The following is a 14541-nucleotide window of genomic DNA, read 5'->3' on the forward strand; positions in this document are numbered from 1 at the left end:
ATGGCGTCCTTGTTGCGAATGGCGTCGAGGCCGTCGGCGGGCATCATCACGCCGTGCTGGCGGTAGTAGTCGGCGCCCCAGTCGAAATCCTCGAACTCGAACGCGAAGCGTTGCGTGGTCTTCGCCAGCGCCTGGAGCACTTCCTTGCCCGCGGGCACGACCTCCTTGCCGATGCCGTCGCCGGGAATGGTTGCGATGCGATAGGTCTTCATGTCTCCGATCCTTGAAAGTGTGGCGAGTGTGGCCTCACTTTACCCATCTCCGGGTTCAAAAACCGGTGCTAGACTCAAAGCACCATTAACTTGAATTCACAAGTGGCAACCGTGACCGATACCGTGCAGCCCGCCGATCTGGGCTTCTTTTCGACGCTGGCTTCCTCGGGCAGCCTGAGCGCCGCCGCGCGCGAGCTGGGCCTCACGCCGGCGGCCGTGAGCAAGCGGCTCGCGCAAATGGAGGAGCGCGCGGGCGTGCCGCTCGTCAACCGCACCACGCGCCGCATGATGCTCACGCCCGAAGGCGAGGTGTATCTGGAGCACGCGCGCCGCATTCTCGACGAGATCGACGAACTGGGCGAACTGTTGGGCGGCGCGAAAAAGCACCCCAAAGGGCTCCTGCGCGTGAACGCGACGCTGGGTTTCGGGCGCAGCCATATCGGCCCGGCGCTTTCGCGCTTCGTCGTGCAGTATCCGCAGGTCGCGGTGCAGCTTCAGCTTTCGGTCATGCCGCCGCCGCTCACCGACGACTCCTACGATGTCTGCGTCCGCTTTGGCGAGCCGCCCGACGCGCGCGTGATCGCCAGGCGCCTCGCGCCGAACCGGCGGCTGCTCTGCGCCTCGCCCGCGTATCTCGCGAGCCGGGGCGCGCCCGCCACGCCGCACGATCTCGTGAAGCACAACTGCATCAGCATTCGCCAGGGGGACGAGGCCTATGGCGTGTGGCGGCTGTCGAGCGAGCGCGGCAACGCGCGCAAGGCCGAGCCCGTGCGCATCAACGGCAACCTCACGACGAACGACGGCGAGATCGCCGTGAAGTGGGCGCTGGACGGCCACGGCATCCTGATGCGCGCCGAATGGGACATCAACGAATATCTGGCCGATGGGCGGCTCGTCGTCGTGTTGCCCGACTATGAAACGCCGGGCGCGGACATCTACGCCGTCTATGCGCAGAGGCACCAGCTTTCCACGCGCATTCGCGCGTTCGTCGACTTTCTGGCGGCGGAACTGGGCAAGTCGCAGCGTTACCAGACTTCGCGCGGCGCTTGAGCTTTCATGGGTGCGCGGGCGCGCGGACCTTGCCGTCCACGAGCAACGTGCGCTTGTCGGGCGTCACGTCGTACTCCACCGTTTGCGTCGGCGTGACGGCGCCATAGGACACGCCGTTGACGTAAATCGCGTCGTGCTTCAGTTCGACCACGTCGCCTTGCACGCGCGCCGTTGTCGGCTCGCCTTTGAGCACGGCGCCCGCGCAACCGCGCGAAGCGTAGGTGTGGACCGACGTGCTGGGCTCGGCAGCCTTGCCGTTGTCGTCCGGATAGGCGAACTGCGGAATGAACGGGCCTTTGCTCGAAGCACTTGTCGCGTTGCACGGCGACGCGTTCGCGCCGCCTGCGGCGTAGGCGCTCGTGCAAGCGATCAGGCAGCCGGCCAGCGCCGCAAGCGCGGGCCGCACAAAGTGATCGATGCGGGCTTCGATACGGGTTTCGTTGCGGACGTCGATGCTGATATCCATCATGTCGTGAGCTCCCTCGAATGGAAGTCGAACGCATGGATCTCCGGCCGCGCACGCGTCAACGCTTGAACATGACGCTCGTGGTTGCGGGGGCGATGGGAGAGGACGTGTGCTGGTGGGTGATTGTCCAGCCGCCGCCGTGGCGCTTGAGCGTCATGGTCAGGCGGTTGTCCATCGAGCGCAGCGTCACGCCCTCGGTATTCACGGCCTTGAACGACACGAAGGCGTGAATGACGGCGAGGTCTGCGGCGACGACCGTTTGCACGTCGCTGAAATCCACGACAACGCGCTCGTCGCCTAGCGAGCCGAACCAGCCCGCCACCATGTCGCGCCAGGGCGCGACGCCGTCATAGGACCATACGCCCCACATGTCGAAAACGCGCATGTCCGGGGCGTACAGCGCGACGAACCTGTCGACATCCTTGGCCAGCACCGCGGCCTTGTAGTCGGTCAGGACGTCGCCCAAGGCCTGATTCAAGGCCTGCTGGCCAGCATCATCGGGACTCTCCACTGCGTCACCTCCTGCGTCATTCAGTCGTCACAAGACACCTCTTTTTTCGGCGCGACGATGATCACCGGGTACGTGCCCCGGTCGAGTTCCACGCGCACGACCACGGCGGTGGTGGTGGCGTCGCTATCGTCGTACACGCTGACCTTCTCGTTCTTCAGCAGCGTCACGCCCACGCAGTTGGAAGCGTGGCTTCCGTCGTCGGCGACCTTGCATTGGATCTCGTTGTCCTTGATGTAGCGAATCCTGTCCCTCTCCGGCGTCGCCAGATAGTCGCGCACGCTTTGCGGCGAACCGGCGATGCCCGTGACGTAACCGACGGCGCAGTCGCGCTGCGCGCCCGGATCGGCGGAGGACGCTTGTGCGATCGCGGGCATGGCCGCGAGCGCTGCGATGGCGAAGAGAGGGGGGAGGACTGAGAGTGATGCGCGCGTCATGGTTTTGCTTGTGCGGCGAAAGGGAAGGGGCAATTCTAACGCTTCATCGTAATCCGCTAAGATCGACGCCGAATCCGCCTATCGTGGCAATTTCCGCAGCAATTACCGAGCCCAACACGCAATGGACCGCATCGACGCCATGAAGGTATTCGTCGCCACGCTCGACGAGGGGAGCCTGGCGGGCGCGGGCCGGCGTCTGGGCCGCTCGCCCGCGGCGGTGAGCCGGGCCATTGCGTTTCTCGAGGCGCACACCGGCACGCCGCTCCTGCACCGCACCACGCGCACGATCCGGCTGAGCGAGGCGGGCGAGCGCTATGCGCTGGCGTGCCGCCGCATCCTCGCCGATCTTGAGGAAGCCGACCTGCTGGCCGCCGACGAGCGCTCGGCGCCGCGCGGCCTGCTGGGGGTGACGGCGGCGGTGGCCGTGGGCGAGGAGGTGCTGCGCCCGCTGGTCGACGAGTTCATCGACCGTCATCCCGAGGTGTCGATCCGCCTGCACCTGCTCGATCGGCCCGTGAGCCTCGTCGACGAGGGCATCGATGTGGCTTTGCGCATCGCGCATTTGCAGGACTCGACGCTCGTCGCCATTCCGGTGGGCGAGGTGCGGCGCGTGGTGGCCGCTGCGCCCGCATATCTGGCCACGCGCCCGGCCATTCGCTCGCCCGCCGATCTCGCGAGCCACCGGATCATTTCGATGACGCACTTCGGGCTCGACGCCTGGAGCTTCCCGGCGGCCCGCCCGACGGCGCTGCCGCAGGTCGTGCAGTTCACGCCGCGCTTCATCGTCAATACGATCCGCGCCGCGCTCGCCTCGGCCGTGGCGGGGCATGGCGTGACGCGCCTCTTTTCCTATCACGTGGCCGCGGCGGTCGAATCCGGCGCGCTGCGCATCGTGCTGCGCGACAACGAGCATGCGCCGCTGCCCGTGAATCTCGTGACGCCGCACGGCCGGCTTTCGGTGCCGAAGGTGCGCAGTTTCGTGGATTTCGCGGCGCCCCGGCTGCGCGAGTATTTCGAGCGGACCCGCCGCATCACCGACGCCGACTGAGCGCCATGCTGCGCGTCATTCAACCGGGGCGCGGAAGAATGACTTACGCGCGTCGGCGATTCTCTCGCCGCTCGAGCCAACCTAGACTGACTCCCACATGCCACGGGTGCGTTCGCACCGGTTTCGGGGAGTTGTCATGCAGCAAGCCGTCCCGCTTCCGGTTGTGCCAGCCGCCCGCAACGCCGGGCGAGGCGCGTCGATGCGCCTTGTCGACCTTCTTTTCGCGACGAGGGCCAAATGAACTCCACGGTTTCTTCTTCCGCACGCGCGCTCAGGCAGGCGCCGGGGCAGCCGCGCGGCTACGCCGAGCGCAACGTGCAGTACTGGCGGCGCAACCTCGTGGTCTGCGTGTTCGGCTCCTTCACGACGCTCGTGAGCCTGAGCATGCTGCTGCCCTTCCTGCCGCTCTATGTGCGCCAGCTCGGCGTTAGCGCGCAGTCGGCCGTGATCCAGTGGTCGGGCGTCGCGTTTGGCGCGACCTTCCTCGGCACGGCGCTCACCGCGCCGCTCTGGGGGCGCCTTGCCGACCGCTATGGCCGCAAGCCCATGCTCGTGCGCGCGGCAATCGGCATGGCCGTGGTGATGTCCCTCATCGGCGTGGCGCACAATGTGTATGAGCTCGTTGCGCTGCGCCTGATCGCCGGCCTCGTGGGTGGCTACGCGTCGGCTTCCACGGTGATGGTCGGCACCCAGGCGCCGCGCGAGCGCGCGGGCTGGGCGCTCGGCATCCTTTCCACGGGCGCGCTGGCGGGCAACCTCGTCGGGCCGCTGGTGGGCGGCGTGCTGCCCGACTGGATCGGCATTCGCGGCACGTTCTTCGCGGGCGGCGCGATGATCGCCGTGGCGGCGCTCCTGACCATCCTGGTCGTGAAGGAGGAATTCCACCCGGCGAGCGACGCGAAAGCGCGCGCGGGCGGCGCGGCGGGCGCGAGCGCACCCGTGCATCGGGTCAACTACGCGGTCGTGGCGGCGCTGCTCGTCACGGCGATGATGGTGCTGCTCGCCAACATGTCGATCGAGCCGATCATCACGGTGTATATCGGCGGGCTTGGCGTGGATGCGGCGCACCTCGCGCGCGTGGCGGGCGTGGTCATGGCATGCTCGGCGCTCGGCAGCATGCTCACGGCGGCGCGTCTTGGGGCGCTGGCCGACCGGTTCGGAAGCTGGCGCGTGATCGTCGTCTGCCTCGTGCTCACGGGGCTCGCGATGGTGCCGCAAGCCTTCGTCACGCACTGGTGGCAGCTCGCGGGCTTGCGCGTGGTGATGGGCATGACGCTCGCGGGCCTCCTGCCTTCCATCGGCAAGCTCGCGCGGCAATCGGTGGACGAAAGCAGGACGGGCAGCATGCTCGGCTACCTGCAATCGGCGCAATTCAGCGGCCAGGTGGTGGGCCCGGTGATCGGCGGCGTGATTGGCGTTCATCTCGGCCTGCACGCCGTGTTCTTCGTGACCGGCGCGCTCCTGATCGCTTGCGGCGCACTCGCGCACTGGGCGCAGCGCCGCGCTCAAGCCTTGCCTCGCGGCTAATCGGGAAGCCGACAAGCCGGCAGGCGCCTGTTACTCGAAGGTATGCGGAGGGAAAGCAACATGAGCACTCAAACGGACGATCGGGCGCTGCTGCGCTCGCTCGGCATCCAGAAGCCGATCATCCAGGCACCCATGGCGGGCGTCACCACGCCGGCGCTGGCCGCCGCCGTGTCGAACGCGGGCGCGCTCGGCTCGCTGGGCGTGGCCGCGATGAACGCGGAGAACGCGCGCAAGGCGATCCATCAGACGCGCGAACTCACCGCGAAGCCTTTCAACATCAATGTGTTCTGCCATCGTCCGGCCACGGCCGACGCGGCTGTCGAGCGCGCGTGGCTGGAATGGCTTGCGCCCGTGTTCGAGCAATACGGCGCGACGCCGCCGCAGACGCTCTCGGAGATCTACACGAGCTTCGTCGTGGACAAGTCGATGCAGGCGATGCTGCTCGAAGAGAAGCCGGCCGTCGTGAGCTTTCATTTCGGCCTGCCGCCCGATGCGGTGATCGCCGAACTGAAGCACGCGGGCATGCGTTTGCTTGCGAGCGCAACGAATCTCGACGAAGCGGCTGCGGCGGTCGAGGCGGGCGTGGATGCGATCGTGGCGCAGGGCATCGAGGCGGGCGGTCATCGCGGCGTGTTCGACACGACCACGCGCGACGATCGCCTTGGCACCTTCGCGCTCACGCGCCTGCTCGCAAGCGAGTTCGACGTGCCCGTGATCGCGGCGGGCGGCATCATGGACGGCGCGGGCATTGCCGCCGCGCTCGCGCTCGGCGCGCAGGCCGCGCAACTGGGCACGGCGTTCGTGGCCTGCCCGGAAACCGCGATCGACGAGGGCTACCGCAGCGCGCTGCTCGGCGATGCGGCGCGTCATACCGCGTTCACCGCGGCCATCTCGGGGCGGCTTGCGCGCAGTATTGTCAACCGCTTCACCACGCTCGGCGAGGACCCGAAAGCGCCGCGCACGCCGTCCTATCCGATCACCTACGACGCGGGCAAGGCCCTGAACGCCGCCGCGAAGGCCAAGGGCGAATTCGGCTACGGCGCGCAATGGGCGGGGCAGGCCGCGGCGCTCGCGCGCGCCTTGCCCGCCGCCGAACTGGTGGCGCAACTGGAGCGCGAAACGCGCGAGCGCATCGAACGGCTGCAATCCGTGTGGGGCTGAGCGCGCTGCACTTGGATTAAAAGGGCTGCACACCTGAATGAAACATCGGCGCGCGCGCCGATGTTTCGTTTCATCCGGAGAAAGGCGAATTCAGGCGGGCAGGATCTGCGCGACCACCACGAGTTCGACGGCGAGATTCGCGGGCAATTGCGAATGCGAGAACGCGGAGCGCGCGTGGCCGGCTTTTTCGCCGAGTACGGCGGCGAAGAGATCCGAGGCGGCGTCGAGCACGACAGGCTGCGCAAGGAAACCCTCGGCGCTGCTCACGTGGCCCTCCACGCGCACGATGTGATGCAGGCGCTCGAAGCCGCCCAGGTGACGCTTGATCTGCGCGAGCACGTTCAAGGCGGTGAGCTGCGCGGCCTGCTGGCCTTCTTCGAGCGTGAGCTCCGCGCCCACGCGCCCGCTCCAGCGCAGCTTGCCGTCGGCGAGCGGTCCCTGGCCGGAGATGAAAAGCAGATTGCCCGCCTCGGAAACGGCGGAGTAATTGCCGAGCGGTTGCGGCGCGGCGGGCAGGGTCAGGCCGAGATCGGCGAGCTTTTGTTCGACGGACATGCGGTTCTCCTTGAATGGTGACGGCGCGGCGCGCGGTGCGCCTCATGCCTGATGCACACTCTAAGCAGGCGCGCGAGGACGGTAAATATCAGCGGCACACATCACTCGCTACACCGTGTAACGAATCGCGCGGCGCGGGCTCGCCCCACCGTGTAGCCTTCGGGAAAGCGCTTGAAAATACGGGCAAACGCGCATGCAACGCAAATTCGACGATCTGCTGCTAGGCAGCATTGAACTGTTCTGCCAGGCGGCCGAACTGGGCAGCTTCACGCTGGCGGCCAATGCCGCGAGCGTCACGCCCGCCGCCGTGAGCCGGTCGGTGGCGCGGCTCGAAGAACGGCTTGGCGTGCGTCTGTTCGTGCGCACCACGCGCCAGATCCGCCTGACCGATGCGGGGCGGCGCTACTTCGAACAATGCCGCCAGGCGCTCTCCCAGCTCGTGGACGCCGAGCGCGAAGTCACGGGCGAGCAGACCACGCCAGCGGGCGTGCTGCGCATCAGCATGCCCACGCCCTATGGACACTACCGCGTGTTGCCGCTGCTGCCTGCGTTTCGCGAGCGCTATCCGCAGGTGCAGGTCGAGACGCACCTGAGCAACCGCAACATCGACTTCGCGGACGAAGGCTTCGACCTCGCGATACGCGGGCGCGCGCCGGCCGACTCCAGCCTCGTGGCGCGCAAGCTGGAGGACGCCGAAATGGTCGTGGTCGCGACGCCCGCGTATTTGAAACGTGCGGGCGTGCCGGAGACCGTGGGCGATTTGCAGGCGCACGAATGCATCCAGTTCGAGATGCCGAGCAGCGGCCGCAATCTGGCGTGGACCTTCGAAGGATTGAGCGAGGACGGCGACGTGCCCACGCACGGAAGTTACGGAACATCCGGTGACGCGCTCGCGGGCGTGACGCTCGCGCGCGCGGGTGCGGGTCTTTTTCAGACTTACCGTTTCGTGGTGGAGGACGACTTGCGCGCGGGGCGCCTCGTGGAGGTGCTGCGCGAGGCGGGCGGCCGCACAAGGCCCTTTATTCTGCTTTACCCGCACGCACGCTATTTGACGTCGCGCGTGCGGGCTTTCGTCGATTTTCTCGTGGGGGAACTGGCGCCAGCGGTGGCCGCGCCCGCGCCCGTCCCACGCAAGCGCGCGCGATGAGCGGCGGGGCGCGAACGGAACGAGCGCCTCAGTGTCCCGCGCTCTGCCCGCCATCCACGTGCAGGATCTCGCCCGTCACGAACGGCGCCGAGTCGAGATAAAGGATGGCGTCGACGATATCGCTCATTTCGCCCATGCGGCCCATGGGATGGAGCGCGGCCAGCGCCGCATGCGTTTCCTCCGCGTGCATCGGCGACTTGATGATGCCCGGCGACACGACATTCGCGCGAATGCCGGCGGCCGCATATTCAATGGCGAGCGACTTTGTCGCCGCATTCAGCCCGCCCTTGGTGAGCGAGGCGAGCACCGAAGGCACGTTGTGATTCGCCTGATCGGCGAGCGTGGTCGTGATGCTCACGACGTGGCCGCTGCCGTTCTTCTGCATCTGCTCGATGGCAAGCTGCGTGATGTGGAAAAAGCCGTTGAGATTCACGCTCGTGATCGCGGCATAGTCCTGCGGCGTGTACTGCGTGAAAGGCCTGGCGATGAAAATACCCGCGTTGTTGACGAGCGTGTCCACGCGGCCAAAGCGCGCAATGGCAGCCTCGATCACGCGGCGCGCGGTGTCCGGCTCGCCGATATCGCCCGCGACGGTCACGAGATTGGGATCGTCCGAGGGCGCGATCGAGCGCGAAGTCGCGACGACACGATGGCCGCGCGCGAGAAAGGCCTTGACGGTTTGCGCGCCGATGCCTTGCGACGCGCCGGTAACGATGACGACTTTCGAAGTGCTCATGATGTGACTCTCTGCATGTAGGGTTTCCGGCTCGGGTTTCGCTGCTGGCCGGTCGAATCGACGGACTCGATGGATGCAGACTGTAGGCGCATCCCGCTCGCTTTCGAACACCCACCATGGACAAAGAGTCTTGCGCCGCAAGAACAAATGCGCGGGGATGGATAGGGGGGCGTGGCGGGGCGCGAGCCGTAGGCGACTCATTCTCTGAGCGAATGAAACCCGTTGATTGGCCCGGCTTATCGTGTTGATCGACATGCGCTTTCAGGCCGCGCGAATCAAGCGGACGCCAGGCGTTTTCCCTGACAACGCATCTGTAGAACACGGCATGTGATTCGTTCCATTGTCGCCAGCGCTTTCGACTTCACAACCGCGCCTTACATTGCGGCGTGAATTTGATGCCTCGACTGATGCAAAGCCGAAGCGCAGCATCTCGATGTGCCTTCGCATCAATTCATTCGCCGCAGCGCAATCTTTGTAGACGGATGGCTCCGGTGTCGTGCATTGCCATGAATGTGGCGACGCAGCACGCCATCGTTATTTACCGGTTTGGACCGCTTCTCAGAATCATTCTCAAATAATTGCGCGCAATTCAAACTTACTAAAAGCGATTCTCTTATTCACTGAATATTTTCCGCATCCATACAGCCATTCGCGTCTGGATATGGAAACCATCAATTTCTTTGCTGTGCATTATTACCGCGCCTTCCTCATCCTTACGTCCAGATCGAAGCGCCGCAACGGCGCCGCTTCAACGATTGCGTCAATCACTCAAGCGTTGATCCACCTGTTCTGCCGCTCAAAGGAGCCGACTGATGAAAAAGACGTTGTTGGGTTTTCTTGTCGTGACGACGGCCGTCATCGCCGGATGCGGAGGAGGCGACAACTCCGGCTCCGACCCGGCTTCGTCCACGCCGCCTAATTCCAGGCTGCTCGCGAATATCGCCGTGCCCAATGCGTCGAGCCCGGCTTTCAGCTTCGATATCGGCTATGTGGAAGCGGGCAGGTACTATCTCTCCGATCGCAACAACAAGTCCGTGGATGTCGTCGATACGAAATCGAACGCGCTGCTCGCGCAGATTCCGGGCGGCTTTACGGGGGCGGGAGCGAGCACGGACGCGTCCGGGCCGGATGGCATCGTGGGCGTGACCGGGACCAATACGCTCTATGTCGGCGACGTGGATTCCGTGAAGATCGTCGATACCTCCGCCATGAAAACGGTCAAGACGCTTGCCATCAGCACGTCGGGTTCGCGCGTGGACGAAGGCTGCTACGACCCCGACGACCATCTCGTCATGTTCGCAAGCCCCGGCGATTCGCCGCCGTACGTGACCTTCATCTCGACCACGACGCAGGCGGTAGTATCGAAGCTGGTCTTTAGCGGCTCGTCCGGTCTGGAAGCCTGCGCGTACGACCCGGCTTCGAAGAACTTCCTGATCAACAACGACGGAACCACCGCGAACCCGGACGGCCAGCTTGACGTCATTCCCGCGAGTTCCGTTACGTCGGGCGCGCCGGCGGTGAGCAAATCGTTTGCGCTCGGCAAATGCGGGCCTGCGGGCATCGCGCTCGGTCCGAACAGCGACGTGCTGATCGGTTGCGATCCGCCCGCTGGCAGCCCGCTCATCACGCAGATCCTCGATCGCAACACGGGCGCGCTGCTGGCGTCGGTGCCATTCGGCGGCGTGGACCAGGTGGCTTACGACGCGGCGTCGAACCGCTACTTCCTCCCCGCGCGCCATTACGTGACGAGCGGCACGGCCGCCTCGTCGGGCTTCACGCCGGAGATGGGCGTGATCGACGGCGCCTCGCGCAAGCTGCTCTATACCGTCGCGGTGGGAACGGGCGCGCACTCGGTCGCCATCGACAGCAACCTGGGGCAGGTCTACGTGCCGTACCAGCCGGGCGCGGCGGCGTTCCCGAACGGCGGGATATCCGTGTTCGCGACGAAGTAGTTGCGTCAGCAACGGCTTTCATCGCGCGAGATTCACCGCGATGCGGTGCGATGGGAGAGCGGCGGACGCGAAGCGCGTCCGCCGGCCGCTTTCAGGCGCTTCCCGCAAACGCGACCTTGAAGGTTGCGACGGCATTGCGCAATTGCGTCGCCTGGTCGCTCATCGACTGCGCCGCCGCGGTCGCCTCTTCGACCAGCGCGGCATTCTGCTGCGTGAGCTGGTCCATTTGAACGACGGCCTGGTTCACCTGTTCGATGCCCGTGTGCTGTTCGCCGGAGGCCGCCGCGATCTCGCCCATGAGTTGAGTCACACGCTGCACGGACCGCACGACCTCGTCGATCGTCTGTCCGGCCTCGTCCACGAGCCGGGTGCCGGTGCTGACCCTTTCGACCGAGACGGTGATCAGTTCCTTGATCTCCTTCGCCGCTCCCGCGCTGCGCTGCGCGAGCGAGCGCACCTCCGCCGCGACCACGGCGAATCCGCGCCCCTGCTCGCCGGCCCGCGCCGCTTCGACCGCGGCGTTCAGCGCCAGGATATTGGTCTGAAACGCGATTCCCTCGATCACGTTGATGATCTCCGAAACCTTGGTGGAGCTATCGGAGATCTCCTGCATGGTCTCGACCACGCGGCCCACGGCCGCGCCGCCGCGCGTGGCGATTTCCGATGCATTGATGGCGAGCGCATTGCCCTGTTTCGCGCTCTGCGCGTTCTGGCGGACCGTGGCCGTCAATTGCTCCATGCTCGAAGCGGTTTCCTCGAGTGATGCCGCTTGTTCCTCGGTGCGCGTGCTGAGATCCGCGCTGCCCGTTGCGACCTGCGCCGACCCTGTGACGATGCTTTCGCTGCCCGCCCGCACGTGACCGATGAGGTTGGCGAGGTTCGCATTCATCTCCTTGAGCGCGCGCAGCAACTGGGCGGCCTCGTCGCGCCCGGCAACGTCGATCTGCGAGGTGAGGTCGCCGCGCGCGACCGTTTGCGCGACTGACACCGCCGCGCGCAACGGGCGGGTGATCGAACGCGTGATCACGATCGCGATGCCGACGCCGGCCAGCGCGGCGAGCGCCATCATCGCACCGGCCGCCGTTAATGCCGTTCGATAGGTGGCGGAGGCAAGCTCGCGCGCGCGTGTTGCCCCTTCGCTGTTCAGCCGCACGCTTTGCTCGATCAGATCGAGCGCGCTCTGGAACGTCTGGCCGGCCTTGCCGTTCGCAACGGCGCGCGCTTCGGAGAAGGCGGCCTCCGTGGCCGCGTCGGAGATATCGAGCACCTTGGCGTCGTGCGTCAGGTACTCGCTCCACGCTTGCTGAAAGCGCTCAAAGAGTTGCGCTTCCTCCGCCGACACGATGTGCTTCTGATACGCCTGCATCGCGCGTTCGAGCTTGGCCAGCGAGTCGTCGTGCTGGGCGCGCTGCGACTGCCGCGCGGCGAGATTGGGCTCCATCGCCAGCCGCAGTGACGTGCGGCGTATGCCATTGGCATAGGCGCGTATGTCGCCGAGTGTTTGCACACCGGGCAACCAGTCATCTGCAATCTTGACGGTTCCCTCGCTGTAAATTCGCGAGGACTGATAGGTCGCAAACACACCGGTCAGGCACAGCAGAATGACGAGGACACCGAAGCCCGCACCAAGACGCATGCCGATGCTGATGTTATGGAGAGTGTGATTCATGGGTATGGTCCTCCGCGCAACGTTTTGAAGACTGCAACTGATGTCTCGAGTCAGGATCGACACAGCAAAGAAAAGGCCGAGCGAATGACTGTCATTAACGGCCGACATTTCAAATGTCTTAACCCTGCTTTACAACATCAAACGTTTGCGCGTGACAAGCCTCGGGATACCACTGAAAAAGCGGAGGGAATAGGCGAAGCGCTCGATCGTTTACGCAGAACGCGAGTCGCGCGAGGCATTGCGCATGCACTGGCCGTACGACCCGTTGCCATTGCCTGGGTTGTTCGCTGTGTTGATGTGGTTCGTGCTCTCCGGGCACGAAGGAGGTGTCAGATGGAAGCGTCGCGTTCGTTGTCTGCATTTAGTTCATACACTGGCCTGCCGGGTCGGGAGATCGGCACACGTCCTTCCAGATTCATGCGCCATGTGGCGTATGGAGCCGCGCTTTTCGCCTTGTCGCTGGCGAGCGCGCGGGCCGACGATCTGGCGCCGATCCTGCCGCCGTCGTCCGTGACGTCTTCGACGATACCGGCCAACGGCGATCTCAATCCTTATGGCATTGCGTTCGTGCCTGCGGGCGTGCCCTCGTGGAGTGCGCTCAAGCCAGGCGACGTCGTGGTCTCCAATTTCAACGCGAAATCGAACCTGCAAGGCACCGGCACGACCATCGTCAAGATCGTTCCCAACGCCACGCCTGTGACCTTCTTCGAAGGGCATAACCTCGGTCTCACAACGGCACTCGCCGTGCTCAGAAGCGGTGTGGTGCTGGTGGGCAACGTCCCGACCAAGGACGGCAAGACCGTCATTGCGCCGGGATCGCTCCTGGTCATCAACGCGCAGGGCCGCTTGATCAGGGAACTGAAAGATGCGCGATTGCTCGACGGCCCCTGGGATCTCGCCGTCATCGACGGCGGGCAATTCGCCAAGGTCTTCGTGTCGGACGTGCTGAACGGAACGGTTGCCCGGATTGATCTCGCTATCGGCGAAAATGGTGTAACGACGTTGCCGAGTTCGACGATCATCGCTTCGGGGTACGTGCACCGCACCGATCCGGCGGCGCTGGTGGTGGGCCCGACCGGGCTTGCCTACGATCCGCAGCATGATGTGCTTTATGTTGCCTCGACAGGCGACAACGCCGTGTTCGCCGTCTACGGCGCGGCTGGCGCGAATCATGACGGCGGCATGGGGAGGTTGATCTATCAGGACAGTACCCATCTCCATGGACCGCTTGCTCTTGCGCTTGCGCCCAATGGGCATCTGGTCACCGCGAACGGCGACGCCGTCAATGCCGATGCGCAGCAACCGAGTGAAATCGTCGAATTCACGGTGGATGGCCAATTCGTTGCAGAGATGTCCGTCGATTCCACGGCGGGCTCGGCATTCGGTCTCGCATTCGGCGTTGACGGCAAGGGTCATTCGGCATTTGCGGCGGTCGACGACAACACGAATACGGCGACGGTGTGGATGTTGCGAGCGAACGGTCCGTGAGATGGATGTCACGATCGCTTCGATCGGCGCAAATGATAAGGTATCCGAATGATAGGTGAAGGTCTGGGGGCTGCTGCTTGCCCTGGATGCCTTCGCGGTCCTCTCCGCCACGGACGACCGGGCGCGTGGCGGAGCGGGTGTGGCATTGTGCTTGCCGCCAGTGGTCAAGCCCGCGCGGATCCGGGCGGGCGGCACCTGCCGCCGCGATGAAGCGGCAGCGTTCTGCCCGAGGTCCTTGACGGTCCGCGTTTGATCGGCTATTTGCGCGTGGGTGGTGGCGGCGCGGCTGTGCGAAACCGGCTTGGCGGGCCCGGAAATTATTTTTCGATAATCGCTTGACGGGTGATTCAGCGACCTGCATAATTCGCCTCCTTCGCTGATCGCTGCGAACGAAAACGCAGCGATTAAGACGAATTGCTCTTTAAAAATTTACAGCCGATAAGTGTGGGCGCTTGATGCGGTGACGCGGCCTGACCTTGTTCTTCGGAGCGAAGTCGGGAGTAGCGAAAGTATCAAGAGTCTCACACTAAAGTAAGTCAGGTTTTTGAATTTATTCAGAACCTGTCAGCTTTGAGTGAGCGACTG

14 protein-coding genes are annotated in these 14541 nt (G+C 65.0%); 7 read left to right on the forward strand and 7 right to left on the reverse strand.

Features of this window, described 5'->3' with window-relative positions:
• Window positions 1-212 (reverse strand): isocitrate/isopropylmalate family dehydrogenase (locus tag C7402_RS45715; RefSeq protein ID WP_244315123.1); only part of this gene is annotated, 212 nt, incomplete at its 3' end.
• A 111-nt stretch (window positions 213-323) separates the two neighbouring features.
• Here C7402_RS45715 and C7402_RS45720 point away from each other — a divergent pair.
• Entirely contained in the window at window positions 324-1262 is a 939-nt protein-coding gene (locus C7402_RS45720; RefSeq protein ID WP_116615267.1) for a LysR family transcriptional regulator, read from the forward strand.
• Window positions 1263-1266: 4 nt separating this feature from the next.
• Here the strand turns inward: C7402_RS45720 and C7402_RS47935 are convergent, their stop codons facing one another.
• The 3 genes from C7402_RS47935 to C7402_RS45735 are packed head-to-tail and all read right to left on the reverse strand — an operon-like array spanning window position 1267 to window position 2673.
• Window positions 1267-1731: a sugar ABC transporter ATPase gene (locus C7402_RS47935; protein ID WP_244315124.1), complete on the reverse strand. Its 465-nt coding sequence runs from the start codon at window positions 1729-1731 to the stop codon at window positions 1267-1269.
• 55 nt (window positions 1732-1786) lie between these two features.
• Window positions 1787-2239, reverse strand: coding sequence for a YybH family protein (locus C7402_RS45730; protein WP_244315125.1), 453 nt, complete (start codon window positions 2237-2239; stop codon window positions 1787-1789).
• Between the two features lie 20 nt (window positions 2240-2259).
• The gene (locus C7402_RS45735) at window positions 2260-2673 is read right to left on the reverse strand and encodes a hypothetical protein (RefSeq protein WP_116615259.1); all 414 of its coding nucleotides are present in this window, start codon (window positions 2671-2673) and stop codon (window positions 2260-2262) included.
• Window positions 2674-2794: 121 nt separating this feature from the next.
• On the opposite strand from C7402_RS45735, the gene C7402_RS45740 reads away from it, so the two are divergent.
• From C7402_RS45740 to C7402_RS45750, 3 genes are all read left to right on the forward strand, one after another.
• Complete coding sequence (locus tag C7402_RS45740; protein ID WP_116615260.1) at window positions 2795-3721, forward strand: LysR family transcriptional regulator; 927 nt, start codon at window positions 2795-2797, stop codon at window positions 3719-3721.
• Window positions 3722-3958: 237 nt separating this feature from the next.
• Window positions 3959-5248 carry an MFS transporter gene (locus C7402_RS45745; protein WP_116615261.1) on the forward strand — a complete coding sequence of 430 codons (1290 nt, stop codon included), beginning with the start codon at window positions 3959-3961 and terminating at the stop codon, window positions 5246-5248.
• A 60-nt stretch (window positions 5249-5308) separates the two neighbouring features.
• Entirely contained in the window at window positions 5309-6409 is a 1101-nt protein-coding gene (locus tag C7402_RS45750) for an NAD(P)H-dependent flavin oxidoreductase (RefSeq protein WP_112178319.1), read from the forward strand.
• Window positions 6410-6499: 90 nt separating this feature from the next.
• Here the strand turns inward: C7402_RS45750 and C7402_RS45755 are convergent, their stop codons facing one another.
• A complete protein-coding gene (locus C7402_RS45755; protein ID WP_116615262.1) occupies window positions 6500-6964 on the reverse strand; it encodes a RidA family protein in 465 nt (154 codons plus the stop codon).
• 193 nt (window positions 6965-7157) lie between these two features.
• Here C7402_RS45755 and C7402_RS45760 point away from each other — a divergent pair, with 193 nt between their 5' ends.
• Window positions 7158-8111 (forward strand): LysR family transcriptional regulator, encoded by a 954-nt coding sequence (locus C7402_RS45760; RefSeq protein WP_116615263.1) that lies wholly within the window; start codon window positions 7158-7160, stop codon window positions 8109-8111.
• Between the two features lie 28 nt (window positions 8112-8139).
• Here C7402_RS45760 and C7402_RS45765 read toward each other — a convergent pair whose 3' ends face one another.
• A complete protein-coding gene (locus C7402_RS45765) occupies window positions 8140-8847 on the reverse strand; it encodes an SDR family NAD(P)-dependent oxidoreductase (RefSeq protein WP_116615264.1) in 708 nt (235 codons plus the stop codon).
• Window positions 8848-9659: 812 nt separating this feature from the next.
• On the opposite strand from C7402_RS45765, the gene C7402_RS45770 reads away from it, so the two are divergent.
• The gene (locus C7402_RS45770; RefSeq protein WP_116615265.1) at window positions 9660-10799 is read left to right on the forward strand and encodes a YncE family protein; all 1140 of its coding nucleotides are present in this window, start codon (window positions 9660-9662) and stop codon (window positions 10797-10799) included.
• A 91-nt stretch (window positions 10800-10890) separates the two neighbouring features.
• On the opposite strand, the gene C7402_RS45775 is transcribed toward C7402_RS45770, so the two are convergent.
• Window positions 10891-12468: a methyl-accepting chemotaxis protein gene (locus C7402_RS45775; protein ID WP_116615266.1), complete on the reverse strand. Its 1578-nt coding sequence runs from the start codon at window positions 12466-12468 to the stop codon at window positions 10891-10893.
• A gap of 84 nt (window positions 12469-12552) precedes the next feature.
• On the opposite strand from C7402_RS45775, the gene C7402_RS45780 reads away from it, so the two are divergent.
• A complete protein-coding gene (locus C7402_RS45780; protein ID WP_341869297.1) occupies window positions 12553-13956 on the forward strand; it encodes an NHL repeat-containing protein in 1404 nt (467 codons plus the stop codon).
• Window positions 13957-14541 lie beyond the last annotated feature (585 nt).

The organism is Paraburkholderia unamae, assembly GCF_003096875.1.
In the GTDB taxonomy this organism is placed as follows: Bacteria; Pseudomonadota; Gammaproteobacteria; order Burkholderiales; family Burkholderiaceae; genus Paraburkholderia; species Paraburkholderia unamae.